The sequence below is a fragment of the Pseudomonas grimontii genome (genome assembly GCF_007858185.1).
GTDB lineage: Bacteria > Pseudomonadota > Gammaproteobacteria > Pseudomonadales > Pseudomonadaceae > Aquipseudomonas > Aquipseudomonas grimontii.
This window is the reverse complement of record NZ_VFES01000015.1, coordinates 174,192-191,375: the sequence shown is the minus strand read 5'-3', so window position 1 is coordinate 191,375 and position 17,184 is coordinate 174,192. Positions and strand designations below refer to the sequence as shown.

Here is a 17,184-nt window from a genome sequence, read left to right as displayed (position 1 = left end):
TTGGGCTCTACACTGCTCCTCACCTGGTAGGCGATGGAGGACCCGATGACGGCCACACCCGACACCCGAATACTGGACACGATTGAAGGCCAACGCCTGGCGACGCAGGATGCCGAGCGTTGGCGCGAGTGGGGCCCCTATCTGAGCGAACGCCAATGGGGCACGGTGCGCGAAGACTACAGCGCCGACGGCGATGCCTGGACTTACTTCCCCCATGAACATGCGCGCAGCCGCGCCTATCGGTGGGGCGAGGATGGCCTGGCCGGTTTCAGCGACAAGGCACAACGCTGGTGCCTGGGCCTGGCCCTGTGGAACGAGCGCGACGCGATCCTCAAGGAGCGCCTGTTCGGCCTGAATAACGCCGAGGGCAACCACGGTGAAGACGTCAAGGAGCTGTACTTTTTCGTCGACGGCGTGCCCAGCCATGCCTACATGCGCATGCTCTACAAATACCCCCATGCCGCCTTTCCCTACGCCGACCTGCTCGCCGAAAACGCCCGGCGTGGGCTGGACGATGCCGAGTACGAGATCCTTGATACCGGCGTGTTCGAAGACAACCGCTACTGCGACGTCAGCATCGAATACGCCAAGCACCAGCCCGACGATATTTTCATGCGCGTCACCGTGCACAACCGTTCGCAGCAGCCGACGCGCCTGCAGGTGTTGCCGCAGGTGTGGGCGCGCAATGACTGGAGCTGGACCGTTGATGCGCGCAAGCCGCAGTTGAGGCTGGAGGGCGAACACGTGTTGGCCCGTCATCATGAACTGCCCGATCGGCATCTCAGCGCCTGGGGCCAGGAAGGCCTGGAATGGCTGTTCTGTGAAAACGAAAGCAACTTCCCGTTGCTCGACGGGCAAGCGGCGCCGGGGCCGTTCAAGGATGGGGTCAACGATTACGTGGTCGAAGGGCTGGATGCTGCGATTCGTCGCGACACCGGTACTAAGGTTGCCGCGCGCTTTATCCTTGAACTGGCGGGCCTGCAAAGCAAAAGCCTTTACCTGCGCTTTGCGCCCGTGGATGCGCCCGAGGTCAACGCGCGCAAACTGTTTGAACAGCGTCGCCAGGAGGCCGATGACTTCTACGCCGCCTTGCAGCAAGGCATCGTCGATGACGACGCCCGCAATGTGCAGCGCCAGGCCCTGGCCGGCTTGCTGTGGTCCAAGCAGCTCTACTATTTCGATGTGAACCAGTGGCTTGACGGCGACCCGGCCCAGCCCGCGCCACCGCCCGAGCGCCTGCATATCCGCAATACCCATTGGCGGCACCTGTCCAACTTCGACATCCTGTCCATGCCCGACACCTGGGAATACCCGTGGTACGCCTCCTGGGACCAGGGTTTCCAGGCGGTGGCGTTTGCACTGATTGATCCTGGGTATGCCAAGCAACAGTTGTTGTTGCTGGTGAAGGACCGCTTCATGCACCCCAACGGTCAACTGCCAGCCTATGAATGGCGTTTCGACGACGCCAACCCACCGGTGCATGCCTGGGCCAGTTGGCGCGTGTATCAGCAGGACAAGGCGCTGACCGGTGTGGGCGATCTGGATTTCCTCGAGCGGATCTTCCACAAGCTGCTGCTGAATTTCTCCTGGTGGGTCAACCGCAAGGACGCCGAAGGCCGCAACCTGTTCCAGGGCGGCTTCCTGGGGCTGGACAATATCGCCTTGTTCGACCGCTCGGCGGCGTTGCCGCCGGGTTATCAGCTCGATCAGGCCGACGGCACCGCCTGGGTGGCAGCGTATGCGCTGGACTTGATGCGCATCGGCCTGGAGTTGGCCAAGCGCAATGTCGTGTACGTTGATATTGCCGTGAAGTTTTTCGAGCACTTCCTGTATATCGCCGGCGCCATCAACCGTGTCGACGACAGCGCCGAAGGCCTGTGGGACGAACAGGACCTGTTCTTCTACGACGTACTGCACCGTCCCGACGGCCAGAACGAGCCGGTGCGCCTGCGCTCCATCGTCGGCCTGATGCCGTTGTTTGCCGTGCTGGTGCTGGAACAGCGCGAACACGAAGGGCTGGCGGGGTTGCGTGAGCGGCTGCTGGGTTTCATGCATCACCGGCCGGACCTGGCCAAGCTGGTGTCGCGCTGGAACGAACCGGGCCAGGGCAATCGTCTGTTACTCGCGCTGTTGCGTGGCGAGCGCACCAAGGATCTGCTGCGGCGCATGCTCGATGATGACGAGTTTCTCTCGGCCTTTGGCGTGCGTTCCCTGTCCAAGGCGTTCGCCGAGCAGCCATTGGCGCTGAAGATGAATGGCGACACCCTGTGCGCCCGTTACCAGCCGGGTGAATCCGACTCCCGCTTGTACGGCGGCAATTCCAACTGGCGCGGGCCATTGTGGATGCCGGTGAACTACATGCTGATCGAATCGCTGCGCGAATTTCACCGCTATTACGCGGACAACTTCTCGGTGGAATACCCGACGGGCAGTGGGTATCTGGCATCGCTGGAGGAAGTGGCCGACAGCCTCAGCCAGCGGCTGACTCGTTTGTTTCTGCGGGATGAAAACGGTGCACGGCCATCGATGGCCGGGTATGCGCAGTTGGAGGCGGACCCGGCCAGTCGCGACCTGGTGTTGTTCCATGAGTATTTCCATGGCGAGACCGGGCGAGGGCTGGGCGCATCACACCAGACCGGGTGGAGTGCGTTGGTGGCGTTGCTGCTACAGCCCAAATGTGGAAGGGGGCTTGCCCCCGATAGCGGTGAATCAGTCAACTGATGAAGCGACTGACACACCGCCATCGGGGGCAAGCCCCCTCCCACAGCGATTCAGGGTTGCCCGTGAATCAGGCCGGGAACAGTTCGCTCAGCTTCATGGCCAGCATCATGTCGCCTTCAGCGCGCAGCTTGCCGCCCATGAAGGCCTGCATGCCGTCGGTGGAGCCGTCGACGATGCCTTTCATGGTCTCGCCGTCCATGACCAGGGTCACTTGGGCGTCAGGGTTTTTGCCTTCTTGCAGTTCGCAGGTGCTGTCTTTGACGATCAGCGAGAAGTTCTGGGTGTCGTCGATACGAAAACCGAACACCAAGTCCAGGCCGGCAGCAGCGGCTGGGTTGAATTTGGCTTTCATTGCTTCTACGGCTTTAGCTACGTCAGTCATGGTTTCGATCCTTTTATGGTGAGTCCAGTGACCTTGGGGTCACGGTTGGCCGCATTTCATCGGAAGGTGATGAGTTGCGGCGCCTTCAACAGTTGCAAGTGGGTGTGACTGTTGAAGGAAGCCAGTGCCACCTCGCGACCGCGGAATTTCAGCTGGTTGAGCGAGGTGTTAACAATTTGCCAGTTCAGTTCGAAGGCCTGGGCGGCAGGCATCCGGGTAATCAGATGGAGCAGGGCGGTGATGGTGCCACCGGAGGTGAACACGGCGATTTTCTGCGTGTTGTCCGCTGCCTCAAGAATGCGTTGCAGGCCACCCTGGACGCGCTCCACGAAGCCCAGCCAGCTTTCCAGCCCCGGCGTGTCATAGGTGCCGGCCAGCCAACGCTCAATGATCAGGGCGAAGATGCGTTGGAACTCGCTGCGGTTTTGCGCGGCGTTGCGCAGGATGTCCAGGGCGTCGGGTTCGCTGCTGAGCAGGTCGGGGAGCAGGGCGCGGATGATTGCGTCGGCGTCGAATTCGTTGAAGGCGCTGTCGGTTTCCAATGCAGGAACAGGCAGGCCGAGGGTGCTGTATTGATCGAAGGCGGCGGTGGCCGTGTGCTGCTGGCGGCGCAGGTCGCCGGCCACGCAACGGTCGAACACCAGGCCCATATCCGCCAGGTGACGACCGAGCACTTGCGCTTGTTCCACGCCGACGGGCGACAGGACGTCATAGTCGTCTGCACCGAAGGAGGCCTGGCCATGTCGAATCAAATAGATGCTGCCCACGTCCGTTTTCCCGGTACGTTGAAAGTCTGGCGAGGTTATGAGGATGCCAGGGAGCTGTCAATGAAAAAACATACGCTTGTTTTAAAACCCCGTTAGAGCGCGCACCTGCTGGTTGTTTGAGCACTGGTCGCCCGGCGGTCCCGTCGGTATGCTTGGGCAATCCGCGCCTGGCGCAGTGCATTTTTAAGGAGACACATGGATTTTCTGGCTGAATACGCGAGCTTTCTGGCGAAGACCGTCACCCTGGTGGTCGCTATTCTGGTGGTACTGATCAGCTTCGCGGCACTGCGCAGTAAAGGGCGTCGCAAAGCCGCCGGCCAACTGCAGGTCAGCAAGCTCAATGACTTCTATAAGGGCCTGCGTGAGCGCCTCGAGTCGAGCTTGCTCGACAAGGAGCAGCTCAAGGCCCTGCGCAAGTCCGAAAGCAAAGCCGAAAAGAAGAACAGCAAGAAGAAACCCGAGGCCAAGCCACGGGTGTTCGTGCTGGATTTCGACGGCGACATCAAGGCCTCGGCCACCGAGAGCCTGCGCCATGAAATCACCGCGCTGCTGAGCCTGGCCACGCCCAAGGACGAAGTGGTGCTGCGCCTGGAAAGCGGCGGCGGTATGGTGCACAGCTACGGCCTGGCGTCGTCGCAACTGGCGCGTATCCGCCAGGCGGGCGTGCCGTTGACCGTGTGCATCGACAAGGTCGCAGCCAGCGGCGGCTACATGATGGCGTGCATCGGCGAGAAGATCATCAGCGCACCGTTTGCGATCCTCGGCTCCATTGGCGTGGTGGCGCAGCTGCCCAACGTCAACCGCCTGCTGAAAAAGCACGACATCGACTTTGAAGTGCTGACCGCCGGCGAGTACAAACGCACTCTCACGGTCTTTGGCGAAAACACCGAGAAGGGCCGCGAGAAGTTCCAGGAAGACCTGGACATCACCCATCAGCTGTTCAAGAACTTCGTGTCGCGTTATCGCCCACAGCTGGCGATTGATGACGTGGCCACTGGTGAAGTTTGGCTGGGGGTTGCAGCGCTGGATAAGCAACTGGTCGACGAACTGCAAACCAGCGACGAATACCTGGCCACCAAGGCCAAGACCGCCGAGGTGTTCCACCTGCACTATGCCGAACGTAAAAGCCTGCAGGAGCGGGTGGGCCTGGCGGCCAGCGGCTCGGTAGACCGGGTGCTGCTGACCTGGTGGAGCCGTCTGACCCAGCAACGGTTCTGGTAACCCGACGTTCAGAATGCATGCAGTCCCCTGTGGGAGGGGGCTTGCCCCCGATGGCGATGGGTCAGTCACAGTTGCATTTACTGACACACCCTCATAGGGGCATAGGTATCTACACAACTTTAGCTCAACGCTGAACGCCCGGCAGATAGGGCTGTTGTGGCGAGCGGGCTTGCCCCGCGTTGGGCTGCGAAGCAGCCCCAAAACAGAGTCCCGGAGCTGCCTGGCACACTGCAGCGCTCTTATTGGGGCTGCTGCGCAGCCCAACGCGGGGCAAGCCCGCTCGCCACAGTTACAGTGTTCCTCCTTAACTGACTGGTATTAGGGTCAGCCCTCTCCCACATTTAGTTCGGTGTGGGTATCTGCTTGCGCATCAGCCTCCCCACCACCAGCGCTCCGAGCAATCCCAATAACCCTGCCACCCACAACACCCCGCTGAACCCGTCCACAAACGCCTGCGGCGCCAGCGGTTGCACCACCGTCCGGGCGGATTCCGGCAACAGACCCATTGCCGCCGGCATATCCCCAGCCACCACCCGCGAAGCAATTCCCGTCACCTGCGCCTGCCATTGCGGGTCGATACTTGCGCGCAACAACTGCTCACTGTGGCTGCTCAGCAGTGCGCCATACACGCCAATCGCCAACATGATCGCGCTGAACCGCAGGGTGGTGCTCATGCCCGAGGCCATGCCCGCACGGTCCCGTGGCACGCAGGCCATGATGTTTTTCTGCGTATCGCCGTTGAGCAAACCGGCACCGGCCCCGGTGACTGCAATCGCCAGGGCGAAGGGCACGTAGCCGCCGATATTCACCGCCCAGGCACTTAACAGGTTGCCGCAGCCCACCAGGGTCAATCCGGCCGCCATCATCGTTGCCGGTGCGAAGCGACCCGCCAGGCGCGCGCCAATCCGTGGGCAGACCAGCATGGTCAAGGCGAACGGCAGCATGCCCAGGCCCGAGGCAATTGCGGACAAACCCAGGCCGTTCTGCAGATAAAACGGCAGCAACGTCATCATCACCTGGGCGCACCCGGCGTAGGCAAACATCCCGAGCAAGGCACCGATAAAACGCGGGTGGCGAAACAGTTGCAGGTCCACCATGGGGCGCTGTTGCACACGTTCGACCCCCACAAACACACCGAGCAACACCGCGCCGCCGATCAGGCGCGCATAAGTCAGCGGGTTGTCCCAGCCGATGCGGTTGGCCTCGATCAGGCCCCAGATCAGACACAACAGGCTCGCGCTGAAGGCCAGGCTACCCCACGGGTCGAGGCGGGCGGATTGGGTATCGCGGGATTCCGGAATCGCGCGCAATACCAAGGCCATCAGCGCCAGGCCCACGGGCAGGTTGAGGTAGAAAATCCAGCGCCAGCCCAGGTACTCGGTGATCAAGCCGCCCACGGTCGGCGCGGCCGTCATCGCCACGCCCATGCAGGCCCCCCAGAACGCCCAGGCCTTGGCCCGCTCGACCTCATCGTGGAAGGTGTGACCAATGGAGGCCAGGGCCGAAGTGAGCAATAACGCTGCGCCCACGCCCTTTACCGCACGGGCGATGTCCAGCCACAGCGCACTCGGCGCCGCCCCGCAGCCAAGGGAGGCGAGGATAAAAACACTCAGGCCCCAGACCAGGGATTTCTTGCGGCCGAACCGATCAGCAATGCTCCCGGCCGGCAGCAGCAAAGCGGCAAACGCCAGCATATAGGCGCTGACCACCCACTCGATATCGGCGAAGTTCGCCCCCAGGTCGCGGGCGATGCTCGGCAGGGTCACGGCGACGATATTGGTGTCGAGCACGATCAGCGAGCAGACGCCGGACGCGGTCAGCAACGTCAGGCGCGGGCTGACCCGGCTCATGATTGTATTACCTTACAGGCAATATGGGGAATGCAGTTGACGGACATCGCAAGGGCTCTCTAGTGTTGAGGTGCTTCAAGCTTATCCCCGGCCATTGCTGACATTGTTAGCCGGTGTGGAGTACTTCATTACCTTTGAGCTAATTCTGCTATGGACATCCGCCATTTTCGCTACTTCCTCGCTGTGGCCCGGCAGCGCAACTTCACCCGCGCCGCCGAGCAATTGGGGATCGCGCCACCGACCCTGAGTCGGCAGATCCAGGACATGGAAACCAGCCTGGGCACTCGCTTGTTTATCCGCCGGCAACGCGAAGTCAGCCTCACCGAAGCCGGCGCCGCCTTGCTGGTCGAAGCCGAAGCCACCGTGCGCCAGTTCGAATTTGCCCAACGTCATGCCCAGCGCGCCGGGCGTGGCGAGATCGGTCATATCGAATTGGGTTACGTAGCCTCGGCGGTGTACTCCGGGCTGTTGCAGCGGCAGATGCGCGCGTTCGGCCAGGCATTTCCCGACGTGAGCGTGAATGTGCGCGAATGCGCCATGGCCACGCTGCCGGGTGCGGTGGCGGACGGGCGCTACGACATCGGCTACATCCGCTCGCCGATGACGTTGCCCGAAGGGCTGGAGGCGGTGCGCCTGGACAGCGAAGGTTTTGTCTTGGCGTTGCCCCAGGATTCCTGGCTGCTGGGGCTCGCGGCCATTGGCTGCGAACACCTGCAAAACGAGACATTTATCCTGCCGGAGCAGATCAGCGGCACCCTGCATATCGCCGCGCAAGGCGGATATGCGCCGCGCCTGGGGCCGCAACCGGGCGGGCTGGTCGCGGTGGTGGCGCTGGTGTCGATGGGCCAGGGCGTGGCGGTGGTGCCCGCGTCAATGGTCGCGCATGTGCAGTTACCGGGCGTGGTGTACCGCAGCATTCAGGGCAGCGACGCCTCGTCGTGGCTGTCGCTGATTCACCGGCGCTTCGAGAAAGCGCCGGCGGTGGCGCGGTATATCCAGCAGGTCAAACACTCAGGCGCGGCTGCACTGAATCCGCCAGACGCGTAAGGATCAGACAGCACGACACCGCCCCCGCATCCAGCACGCCCAGTGAGCGCTCGCCCAGGCGACTGGCGCGACCGATCTTCGCCACCAGGTCCTTGGTGGAGTCGCGCCCTTGCGAGGCGGCGGTTTTCATCGCCTCCAGTGCATCGTTGAACGACGCCCCCGAGGCATGCGCGCGCTCAAACGCTTCCACCGCCGGGATCAACGTATCCATCAGGCACTTGTCACCGACGCCCGCTTCGGTGATGTCCTGCAACGAGGTCAAGCCACCGCGCAGCAGGTGGGCGAAGGTGGCGGCGTCGATGTCATCATGGCCGCGCACTTCGTCGGCCATACCGATAAACAGGCTGCCATACAGCGGCCCCATGGAGCCGCCGATGCCTTCCATCAGGCTCAGGGTCAGTTCATCCAGGGCTTCGGCGAGGCTCAGTTGGCGACCTTCAAGGGTGCGCCCGCAATGGGCAAAGCCCTTGGCCATGTTGATGCCATGGTCGCCGTCGCCAATCGCGCCGTCGACTTCGCTGAGGTATTCGCGGTTGGCCACAATCACGCTGACCAGGTCGGTGACGATGGCGCTGCCGTCGTGGCTGGAAAAATGCTGGCTCATGGTTCAGTCCGCCTGGGTCATGCCGATGGAGCGGCAGGGTTGGTCGATCAGGGTTTTCAGCTCCGCGTCGAGGCCGAGCAGGGTCAGGGTCACGCCCATCATTTCCAGGGAGGTGAAGTAGTTGCCGACGTAGCAACGGTGAATCTTCAAGCCCTTGGCCTTGAGCTGTCTCTCGACCTCGGCGTAGAAAATATACAACTCCATCACCGGCGTGGCGCCGAGGCCGGAGACCAGCACCACCACGCTGTCGTCCTGGCTGAAGTCGCGGTCGGCGAGGATCGGCGCGAGCATGCGCTCGGCCATGGCGGCGGCGGATTCGATCGGGACAACCTCAATGCCCGGTTCGCCGTGATGACCGATGCCCAGTTCCATCTGGCCGTCAGCGATCTGGAAGTTCGGCTTGCCCACGGCGGCAATGGTGCAGGGCGTGAGGCCGATGCCAATCGAGCGGCAGTGGTCGACGGTTTTCTGCGCGACGCGAATCACACCGTCCAGGTCGTAATGCTGGGCGGCTGCGGCGCCGCCGATCTTCCACATGAAGATTTCCCCGGCCACGCCACGGCGCTTGGCGATCTCGGCCTTGGGCGCGGAAGCCACGTCGTCGTTGGCGACTACGGTGCGGATGCGCATGTCTTTGCTGGCGGCCATTTTCATCGCCAGCTTCACGTTCATATTGTCGCCGGCATAGTTGCCGTACAGGCAGGCCACGCCAGCGCCATGGTCGGCGGCGCGAAAGGCGTCGAAAAAGCTCTTGGCGGTGGGCGAGGAGAACACTTCGCCGACGGCCACGGCATCGACCAGGCCGGGGCCGACATAGCCGAGAAACGCCGGCTCATGGCCGGAACCTCCGCCCGTGACAATGCCGACACGGCCTGGCCCGGAAGGCCTGGCCTTGACGATCACCCGTGGGTTGCTCTCGTATTGGCGCAGTTCGGGGTGCGCGACCAGGATGCCGCGCAGCATGTCCTCGACCACTTGGTCCGGATCGTTGATGACTCGATTCATAACGCGGGTTCCTGTTTTTTATTGGTTCACCGCTAGCCAGTGTGGGAGGGGGCTTGCCCCCTTCCACATTTGGATAGTTAGTGGTCTTACGGCTCGAGTACAACCTTGAGCGACTTGTCGCCACGCTCCATCACCGCAAACGCTTCCTTGAAGTCCGCCAGGGCGAATTTGTGGGTCACCACGTCGCGCATATCAATCTTGCGGTTGCCGATAAAGTCGATGGCCCGCGGGTACATATACGGGCCCAGGTGCGAGCCGAGGATGTCCAGCTCCTTGCGGTCGCCGATGATCGACCAGTCCACCGTCGCCTCATCGTTGAACACGCTGAACTCAACGAATCGGCCCAGCTTGCGCAGCATCGCCAGGCCCTGGTTCACTGCCTTGTGGTGCCCGGTGGCCTCGATATAGATGTCGCAGCCGTAGCCGTCGGTGATCGCGCGAATCTTGGCCATGACGTCGACTTCGGCCGGGTTCCACACTTCGTCGGCCCCCATGCGCAGGGCGAGGGCGGCGCGTTCGGGTTTCATGTCGAGCACGATGAGTTTTTTCGGGTTGCGCAAGCGCACGGCGCCGATGATGCCCAGGCCCAGGGTGCCGGCACCGGCGACCACCACAATGTCGTCATGGTCGACGTTGGCGCGCTCCGCCGCATGCAGTGAGCAGGCCAGGGGTTCGATCAGGATCGCTTCGTCGGGGGCGATGGATTCCGGTACTTTGTGAATGATGCCTTCCTTGGTGAAGATCATGTACTGGGCCATGGCGCCCTGCACATTGTTCTGGAAACCATAGAGGTCGTGTTTCTGGCACATCCAGTATTGGCCGTGGTTGCAGAAGCGGCAGCCCCAGCAGGGCACGATCTGCTCCGAGATCACTCGGTCACCGACCTTCACGCCGCGCTTTTCCGCGCCGGGCCCCAGGGCGACCACGCGACAGACGAACTCATGGCCGGGGATCATCGGCGGCTTTACGTAGCGCGGTTGTTCGGCATCGCCCCAGAATGACGGCGCGCCGCGATAAGTCTTGATGTCGCCCATGCAAATGCCGCACAGCTCGACCTTGGTGAGGATTTCATCAGGGCCGGGCGTGGGTACGTCGACGGTTTCCAGGCGATAGTCTTCCGGGCCATGGCAAACCACGGCCTGCATGGTTTTCGGGATGACCGGGGAGAGTTGTTCGGGTGTGCGTTCGGTGACGGTGGACATGACAGAGCCTCACGACAGATAAAATGAATTACTGAATGCTGTAGCCGCCGTCGATCACCATGTTGGCGCCGGTGATCATCTGCGCGGCATCGCTGAGCAGGTACAGCGCCAGCCCGGCGATTTCTTCCGGTTGTGCAAAGCGGCCCGCCGGGATCTGCAATTTGGCGCGTTCGCCGATTTCTCCGGCCCAGGCCTTCTTGCCCAGCGCGGTCTCGACGATGGTGGGGGAGATGGCGTTGACGTTGATGTGCGGTGCCCATTCCATGGCCAGCACTTTGGTCATGCCGACGATGGCCGCTTTGCTGGCGCAGTAGGCGACGTGCCGGTCGAGGCCGATCACTGCGGCCTGGGACGCGAGGTTGATAATGCGCCCACTGCCTTGGGCCAGCATGTGCCGGGCGCAGGCCTGGGCCACGAAAAAGCTGGCCTTGAGGTTGATGTCCAGGGTGGTGTCCCAGGCGCTTTCGCTGACATCGACAGCCTTGTCCAGCAGGGCCACGCCGGCGCTGTTGATCAGGTAGTCCAGGCGTTGGAAGTGTTCGAAGACCTGGTCGATGGTGTGTTGCACCTGGTTGATCTGGCTAAGGTCGACGGCAATGCCCAGATGCCCGGCGCCCAGGCTCGCGGCCACTTCAACCACCGCCGGGTCGCGGTCGAGCAAGGCCACGCGGGCGCCGCGCTCCACCAGCAGGCTGGCGCAGGCCAGGCCGATACCGGCGGCGCCGCCGGTGATCACCGCGCAACGACCGCTGAGGTCGAAGGCTTGGTTCCAGAATCCAGACATTTACATGACTCCATTTTCGAAAACAGTGAAGATCTCATGTGGGAGGGGGCTTGCCCCCGATGGCGGTGGGTCAGTCACCTGATCTATCACTGGTACACCGCCATCGGGAGCAAGCCCCCTCCCACACTTGACTGTATTTCAAGTCAATAACTACTTACCGCTGCTGACTTGTTTGTACAGCGCATCGGCGTTGGCGTTAGTCACAGGCACCCACGGCAGGATGTAGGTCTTGGCCGTGCCATCACCCCACTTCACGTCCTTGGCATAGCGCTCCCAGATCACCGACTGCGGCTTATAGTCCTTACCGGCCAGCGCGCGCAGGGCCACGTCCAGCGCGCCTTGGGACTGGGCCTGGGCGTCCTGGAGGAAGGTGGTGACTTCGTCTTTTTTCGCCGCCTGGATTGCGTCCGGCATGCCGTCGATAGAGGTGACGGGCACATCCTTGGACGTCAGGCCGTGGGATTTGAGGGCCTGCACGGCGCCGAGGGCCATGTCGTCGTTCTGTGCGATCACGCCGTTGATGCCTTTGGGGTGGGCGTTCAGCCAGTCTTCGGTCAGCGCCAGGGCCTGGGCGCGGTCCCAGTTGGCGGTCTTCTTCTCGATGATCTTGATGTCCGGGTGCTTGCCCAGCACTTCCAGTTCGCCTTTTTCCCGGTCGATCTGCGCCGACTGGCCAATCGGGCCCTGGATGATCACCACGTTGCCCTTGCCATTGAGCTTGTCGACCATGGCCTGGGCCTGCAGGCGGCCGCCTTCCACATCATCGTTACCGACGTAGGGCACCGAGGCGTCGGCGACTTTGGTGTTGGAGGCGATAACCACCACGTCGTTGCTCATGGCTTGCTTGACAGTGCCGACGCCGGCCTTGGTGTCGATCGGCACGAACAGGATCGCGTCGTAGCGCTGGGTGACCATGTTTTCGATCTGGTTGCTCTGGGTCAGGGCGTCGTAGTTGCCGTCGAACACGGTCAACTGCACGGTGCCGTCCTTGACCGCCGGGTGTTCCTTGAGCTCGCGGACCCAGTTCTGCATGAACTGGCCCTTGAGGCCATAAACGGCCGCGCCGACTTTGTAGGTCTTGCCATCGGCAGCTGTTGCGATACTGCTGGCGAGCAGGGAGAGAGCCGCCGCGGCGGCCAAGGTGGTACCAAGTTTCATGGGGGGAACTCCGGTTATTGTTGTAGTGGTCGTTCTCTAGCGTTTTTTCTTGCGCCACACGTCGATCAGTACTGCAAACACGATGATCAGGCCCTTGGCGACCTGCTGGTAATAGGAGGACACGCCGAGCAGATTCAGGCCGTTGTTGATCACGCCGATCAACAACGCACCGAACAGCGTGCCGACAATGCTGCCGGTGCCGCCCGACAGGCTGGTGCCGCCGATGACCACGGCGGCAATCGCGTCCAGCTCATAAGACACCCCGGCCTGGGGCAGGGCGGAGGTGGTGCGTGCCGACAACACCACGCCCGCCAACCCGGCGAGCAGGCCGGACACCACGTACACCGAAAACATCACCTTGCGCACGCCGATCCCGGAGGTGCGCGCGCTTTTTTCATTGCCACCCACCGCATACACGTAGCGGCCGTAGGTGGTGTAGCGCAGCACCATCCAGAAGATCAGCGCGACCACGGCGAAGATGATGATCGGCACGCCAATCGGGCCGATCTTGCCGATGCCCAGCGCCAGGTAGGCGTCGGGCAGGTCGGTGATCGGGCTGCCGTCGTTGAGGATGAAGGTCATGCCGCGCGCAATGCTGAGCATGCCGAGGGTGGCCACGAACGGTGGGATCGACAGGTTGGCGACCATAAAGCCGTTGACCACGCCGAGCATCGCGCCGGCAAACATCCCTGCACTCACCGCCGCCAGCAGCCCGTAGCCCTGGGTCGCGACCATGGCGCTGCACAATCCGGCAAAGGCCAGGATCGAGCCTACGGAAAGGTCGATGCCCTTGGTCAGGATTACGTAGGTCATGCCCACCGCGAGGATGCCGTTGATGGAGGTCTGGCGCAGGATGTCCATCCAGTTGCGCCAGGTCATGAAGTACTCGCTGGAAAACGCCATCACCACACACAGCAGGATAAACACCAGCGGCAGGCCGAAACGGTCGAGGGACAGGCGCAGGCGGTTGCGCGGCGCTGTGGTGATGGGGGCGGCAATGGTTTTGGCATTCATGAGGCAAGACTCAACAAGGCTTCCTGGGAAAGGGCGGTGTCGGTGCTGATGGTCACCAGGCGACCGCCCTTGAAGACGGCGATGCGATCACTCAGGTGCAACAGTTCCGGGGCTTCCGACGACACCACGATGGCGGCGCCACCGGCGCGCACGAATTGATCCAGCAGGTGGTAGATCTCCTGCTTGGCGCCCTCATCGATACCCCGGGTCGGCTCATCGCAGAGCAGGCACACCGGTTCGGTCGACAGGCATTTGGCGAGCACCACTTTCTGTTGGTTGCCGCCGCTCATGGACGCCACCGGCAGTTCCAACGAGGTGGTTTTGATCTGCAGGCGCTTGACCATGTCCTGGGCCAGCTGGGTTTCCTTGCGCGCATTGATCAACGACCAGCTCGACAGGCGCTTGTAGGCCGACAGGGCGATGTTGGAAAGAATGCTGCCGGTCAGCACCAGGCCGCTGTCCTTGCGGTCTTCGGTGACCAGCGACATGCCGGCATTGATGGTTGCCTTGGGCAGGCCGATGGGCATGGGCTTGCCTTGCAGGGTGACGCTGCCGGAGTCCGCCACGGTCAGGCCATAGATGCAATTGAGGAATTCACTGCGTCCCGAGCCCATCAGGCCGTATATACCGAGGATTTCACCCTGGCGCAGCTGCAGGCTGATGTCGTGGAACTCGCCGGCGCGGCTGAGGTTGTCGACTTGCAGGCAGGTGTCGGCAGCACACTCGCGGCCGACCTTGTGGTCGATGCGAGTCAGCTCCTGGCCAACGATGCCGCGCACCAGATGGTCGCGGTCGATGTCGGCCATGCGCCCGCTTTCCACAAAGGCGCCGTCGCGGAAAATGCTGTAGTCATCGGCGATCTGCGCCAGCTCGCTCAAGCGGTGCGACACATACACGATGCCGGCGCCGCGCGCGGTGAGGCGGCGGATCGCCTTGAACAGGGTTTCGGCTTCGCGCTCGCCAATGGCCGAGGTGGGCTCGTCCATGATCATCACCTGGCATTCATGGCTGAACGCCTTGGCGATTTCCACCAGCTGGATCTGCGCCACGCTCAGGCGGTGCATGGGGCTGGTGGCGTCTACATCAAATTCCAGGCTTTCCAGCAGTTCGCGGGTGCGGCGGTTCAAGGCCTTGTTGTCGACGATACAGCCGGCGCGACGCGGTTCACGGCCCAGCCAGATGTTTTCGGCAACGGTCATGTAGGGGATCGGTTCCAGTTCCTGGGTGATCATCGCGATCCCCGCCGCGAGGGCTTCGCTGGGGCGGTTGAACTGTACGGAGGTGCCGTTGAGCAGAATGCTGCCGGCATCACGCTGGGTAATGCCCATCAGGATGCTCAGGAAAGTCGACTTGCCTGCGCCATTGCCGCCGCACAGGGCGTGAACGCTACCGGCTCGCAGAGAGAGACGCCCGTCACGCAGGGCAGGGATGCCGGCATAAGCCTTGGCGACGTGTTCAGCCTGGAGCAGTAATGGCGTGGCCATCGGCGTGTCCTCGTGCTGTGAATTCTTATTAGGTCGCACAGTCATGTTTCGCTGTGATCATATGTGTATCAAATGAAATTCTGATCAGTCAATCTCTTTCATGTAAATGCTGTGATTCTGCTCTTTTGCGGGGATTACCCTTTTTTAGAGCGCTTTGACTGGCGAGTCAGTTAAATCATGCTTGACAGAAAGGGGGTAAAGCCCGCGAAATGGATGAGAGATATTTCATTGAGTGATCAATTGATCAGTCGTAAGCAAGATCACGGCAGCGGAGCCAGACGCCATGAACACACCTTTCCCGGTGGCTATCGGATGCGATGAAGCGGGTTTTGAGCTCAAGGAGCTGTTAAAGCGCCATATCGAGGCGCTGGGCTATCCGGTGACCGACTTCGGCACCCATTCCACCGCGCCGGTGTTGTACCCGGACATCGCCCTGGCCGTGGCCACCGCCATCAATGCCGGGCAGCAGCGCCTGGGCGTGCTGGTGTGCGGCACGGGGATCGGCATGGCGATCTCGGCCAACAAGGTGCTCGGGATTCGTGCGGCCCAGGCCCATGACACCTACTCGGCAGAGCGGGCGCGCAAGAGCAACGATGCGCAGATCCTGTCTATCGGCGCGCGGGTGATCGGCGCCGAACTGGCGAAAAGCATCGTCAAGTCGTTCCTGGAGTCGGAGTTCGAGGCGGCACGTTCCGGGGCCAAGGTCGAGCGCATCAATGCGATCGAGCGCGATGGGCATCAATAGTGGACGTAGCAGGGCAAGAGTCGGGAGAATGCGCCTTTGACGCCGAAACGGAAGCCCGTCCCCATGAGTGACAGTACCCAGCGCATGGCCAGTGATATTGATCAGATGACTGAAGTGGCGATGCTCTATTACCTCGAGAACGTCACTCAGGAAGCCATCGCCAAGCGCTTCGACCTGTCGCGGGCAAAAGTCAGCCGGCTGCTCAAACGTGCGCGGGACGAAGGCATTGTCGAGGTGCGCGTATTGCAGCACCCGGCGATGAACAACGAGCTGGAACAGGCGCTGGTGGCGCGCTTCAAGCTGGATCGTGCGTTGATCGCGGTCGATCACAGCGATCCCGATACCCAGCGCTCGGCCGTCGCCAGCCTGGTGGCCAACTACCTGAACAAGACCTTGAGCGACGGCATGATCGTCGCCGTCGGCATGGGCCGCAATGTCGGGGCCGTGGCCGATAACGTGTTCCTGCCGGTGACGCGCAACTGCACATTTGTCTGCGCCATCGGTGGTTCGCTCAAGGCCGGTGAATACATGAACCCCGACCATATCTGCCGGCGCCTGGCCCTGCGCTTTGGCGGCGAGAGTGAAAGCCTGTACGCCCCGGCCCTGGTGGCCAACCCGGAGCTGCGCGGTGTGTTGATCAATAACGACACGGTGCGCTCCACCCTCGACCGCGCGCGGCGGGCAGACATGGCGCTGATCGGCATCGGTGACATGAGCGAGAACAGCAACATGGTGCGCATGGGCTGGTTCTCGCCCCAGGAGATTGCCCAGGCGCGGCTGTCCGGCACCGTGGGCGACATGATGGGCTATGACTTCATCGATATTCACGGCCAGCCGGCGGTCAACGCGATTCAGGGGCGGGTGATCGGGTTGACGGTGCAGGAGTTGTTTCGCATCCCGGACGTGGTGGCGATTGCCAGCGAGAACACCAAGGCAGCGGCGACGTTGGGGGCGCTGCGGTCGGGGGTGATCAATACGTTGGCGACGACGGTGACGAATGCCCACACCATCCTGGCGCTGGACGATGCAACCCGTAAAACCTGACACGCCCGTGCTCAAATGTGGGGGGCTTGCCCCCGATGGTGGTGGGTCAGTCACAGTTGCATTTACTGACACACCCTCATCGGGGGCAAGCCCCCTCCCACATGATTTTGTGTGGGGTTCGAAGACAGGTTTTGTAATAGTTTTGCATTGTGGGAA

The 17,184-nt window shown here is 62.2% G+C and carries 15 protein-coding genes; 5 read left to right on the top strand and 10 right to left on the bottom strand.

Annotation, left to right across the window (positions count from 1 at the left end; translation table 11 throughout):
* The first annotated feature begins 45 nt into the window (after positions 1-45).
* Complete coding sequence (locus FIV39_RS22735) at positions 46-2,721, top strand: MGH1-like glycoside hydrolase domain-containing protein (RefSeq protein WP_090403317.1); 2,676 nt, start codon at positions 46-48, stop codon at positions 2,719-2,721.
* A 67-nt stretch (positions 2,722-2,788) separates the two neighbouring features.
* Here the strand turns inward: FIV39_RS22735 and FIV39_RS22730 are convergent, their stop codons facing one another.
* Both FIV39_RS22730 and FIV39_RS22725 read right to left on the bottom strand, forming a co-directional pair.
* Positions 2,789-3,103 carry an SCP2 sterol-binding domain-containing protein gene (locus FIV39_RS22730; RefSeq protein ID WP_090403319.1) on the bottom strand — a complete coding sequence of 105 codons (315 nt, stop codon included), beginning with the start codon at positions 3,101-3,103 and terminating at the stop codon, positions 2,789-2,791.
* Positions 3,104-3,159: 56 nt separating this feature from the next.
* Positions 3,160-3,870 (bottom strand): histidine phosphatase family protein, encoded by a 711-nt coding sequence (locus FIV39_RS22725; RefSeq protein ID WP_090403321.1) that lies wholly within the window; start codon positions 3,868-3,870, stop codon positions 3,160-3,162.
* A 195-nt stretch (positions 3,871-4,065) separates the two neighbouring features.
* Here FIV39_RS22725 and sohB point away from each other — a divergent pair, with 195 nt between their 5' ends.
* Complete coding sequence (sohB, locus tag FIV39_RS22720; protein WP_090403324.1) at positions 4,066-5,091, top strand: protease SohB; 1,026 nt, start codon at positions 4,066-4,068, stop codon at positions 5,089-5,091.
* Between the two features lie 341 nt (positions 5,092-5,432).
* Here sohB and FIV39_RS22715 read toward each other — a convergent pair whose 3' ends face one another.
* Complete coding sequence (locus tag FIV39_RS22715; RefSeq protein ID WP_090403326.1) at positions 5,433-6,941, bottom strand: MFS transporter; 1,509 nt, start codon at positions 6,939-6,941, stop codon at positions 5,433-5,435.
* A 150-nt stretch (positions 6,942-7,091) separates the two neighbouring features.
* Here FIV39_RS22715 and FIV39_RS22710 point away from each other — a divergent pair, with 150 nt between their 5' ends.
* The gene (locus FIV39_RS22710; protein ID WP_090403328.1) at positions 7,092-7,988 is read left to right on the top strand and encodes a LysR family transcriptional regulator; all 897 of its coding nucleotides are present in this window, start codon (positions 7,092-7,094) and stop codon (positions 7,986-7,988) included.
* Here the strand turns inward: FIV39_RS22710 and dhaL are convergent.
* The 7 genes from dhaL to FIV39_RS22675 form a co-directional block, all read right to left on the bottom strand.
* Positions 7,945-8,592, bottom strand: a complete 648-nt coding sequence (dhaL, locus tag FIV39_RS22705) for a dihydroxyacetone kinase subunit DhaL (protein WP_090403330.1) — start codon at positions 8,590-8,592, stop codon at positions 7,945-7,947. The genes FIV39_RS22710 and dhaL overlap by 44 nt on opposite strands.
* A 3-nt stretch (positions 8,593-8,595) precedes the next feature.
* The gene (locus FIV39_RS22700) at positions 8,596-9,597 is read right to left on the bottom strand and encodes a dihydroxyacetone kinase subunit DhaK (protein WP_090403332.1); all 1,002 of its coding nucleotides are present in this window, start codon (positions 9,595-9,597) and stop codon (positions 8,596-8,598) included.
* A gap of 86 nt (positions 9,598-9,683) precedes the next feature.
* Positions 9,684-10,799 carry an MDR/zinc-dependent alcohol dehydrogenase-like family protein gene (locus tag FIV39_RS22695; protein ID WP_090403338.1) on the bottom strand — a complete coding sequence of 372 codons (1,116 nt, stop codon included), beginning with the start codon at positions 10,797-10,799 and terminating at the stop codon, positions 9,684-9,686.
* A 28-nt stretch (positions 10,800-10,827) separates the two neighbouring features.
* Positions 10,828-11,583 carry an SDR family oxidoreductase gene (locus FIV39_RS22690; protein WP_090403340.1) on the bottom strand — a complete coding sequence of 252 codons (756 nt, stop codon included), beginning with the start codon at positions 11,581-11,583 and terminating at the stop codon, positions 10,828-10,830.
* A 150-nt stretch (positions 11,584-11,733) separates the two neighbouring features.
* Entirely contained in the window at positions 11,734-12,741 is a 1,008-nt protein-coding gene (locus FIV39_RS22685; RefSeq protein ID WP_146371612.1) for a substrate-binding domain-containing protein, read from the bottom strand.
* A gap of 36 nt (positions 12,742-12,777) precedes the next feature.
* Positions 12,778-13,755, bottom strand: a complete 978-nt coding sequence (locus tag FIV39_RS22680; protein WP_027608638.1) for an ABC transporter permease — start codon at positions 13,753-13,755, stop codon at positions 12,778-12,780.
* Positions 13,752-15,239 (bottom strand): sugar ABC transporter ATP-binding protein, encoded by a 1,488-nt coding sequence (locus FIV39_RS22675; protein WP_090403344.1) that lies wholly within the window; start codon positions 15,237-15,239, stop codon positions 13,752-13,754. The genes FIV39_RS22680 and FIV39_RS22675 overlap by 4 nt, the downstream gene beginning before the upstream one ends.
* 283 nt (positions 15,240-15,522) lie before the next feature.
* Here FIV39_RS22675 and rpiB point away from each other — a divergent pair, with 283 nt between their 5' ends.
* Together rpiB and FIV39_RS22665 are read left to right on the top strand one after the other, a co-directional pair.
* Positions 15,523-15,984 carry a ribose 5-phosphate isomerase B gene (gene rpiB / locus FIV39_RS22670; protein ID WP_016969738.1) on the top strand — a complete coding sequence of 154 codons (462 nt, stop codon included), beginning with the start codon at positions 15,523-15,525 and terminating at the stop codon, positions 15,982-15,984.
* Between the two features lie 63 nt (positions 15,985-16,047).
* A complete protein-coding gene (locus FIV39_RS22665) occupies positions 16,048-17,028 on the top strand; it encodes a sugar-binding transcriptional regulator (RefSeq protein ID WP_027608636.1) in 981 nt (326 codons plus the stop codon).
* Positions 17,029-17,184 lie beyond the last annotated feature (156 nt).

Coding starts and splice junctions, on each gene's coding strand:
- FIV39_RS22710 (WP_090403328.1), top strand. CDS start 7,092: ATGGACATCCGCCATTTTCGCTACTTCCTCGCTGTGGCCCGGCAGCGC.
- sohB (WP_090403324.1), top strand. CDS start 4,066: ATGGATTTTCTGGCTGAATACGCGAGCTTTCTGGCGAAGACCGTCACC.
- dhaL (WP_090403330.1), bottom strand. CDS start 8,592: ATGAGCCAGCATTTTTCCAGCCACGACGGCAGCGCCATCGTCACCGAC.
- FIV39_RS22715 (WP_090403326.1), bottom strand. CDS start 6,941: ATGAGCCGGGTCAGCCCGCGCCTGACGTTGCTGACCGCGTCCGGCGTC.
- FIV39_RS22735 (WP_090403317.1), top strand. CDS start 46: ATGACGGCCACACCCGACACCCGAATACTGGACACGATTGAAGGCCAA.
- FIV39_RS22695 (WP_090403338.1), bottom strand. CDS start 10,799: ATGTCCACCGTCACCGAACGCACACCCGAACAACTCTCCCCGGTCATC.
- FIV39_RS22700 (WP_090403332.1), bottom strand. CDS start 9,597: ATGAATCGAGTCATCAACGATCCGGACCAAGTGGTCGAGGACATGCTG.
- FIV39_RS22680 (WP_027608638.1), bottom strand. CDS start 13,755: ATGAATGCCAAAACCATTGCCGCCCCCATCACCACAGCGCCGCGCAAC.
- FIV39_RS22690 (WP_090403340.1), bottom strand. CDS start 11,583: ATGTCTGGATTCTGGAACCAAGCCTTCGACCTCAGCGGTCGTTGCGCG.
- FIV39_RS22730 (WP_090403319.1), bottom strand. CDS start 3,103: ATGACTGACGTAGCTAAAGCCGTAGAAGCAATGAAAGCCAAATTCAAC.
- FIV39_RS22665 (WP_027608636.1), top strand. CDS start 16,048: ATGAGTGACAGTACCCAGCGCATGGCCAGTGATATTGATCAGATGACT.
- rpiB (WP_016969738.1), top strand. CDS start 15,523: ATGAACACACCTTTCCCGGTGGCTATCGGATGCGATGAAGCGGGTTTT.
- FIV39_RS22675 (WP_090403344.1), bottom strand. CDS start 15,239: ATGGCCACGCCATTACTGCTCCAGGCTGAACACGTCGCCAAGGCTTAT.
- FIV39_RS22685 (WP_146371612.1), bottom strand. CDS start 12,741: ATGAAACTTGGTACCACCTTGGCCGCCGCGGCGGCTCTCTCCCTGCTC.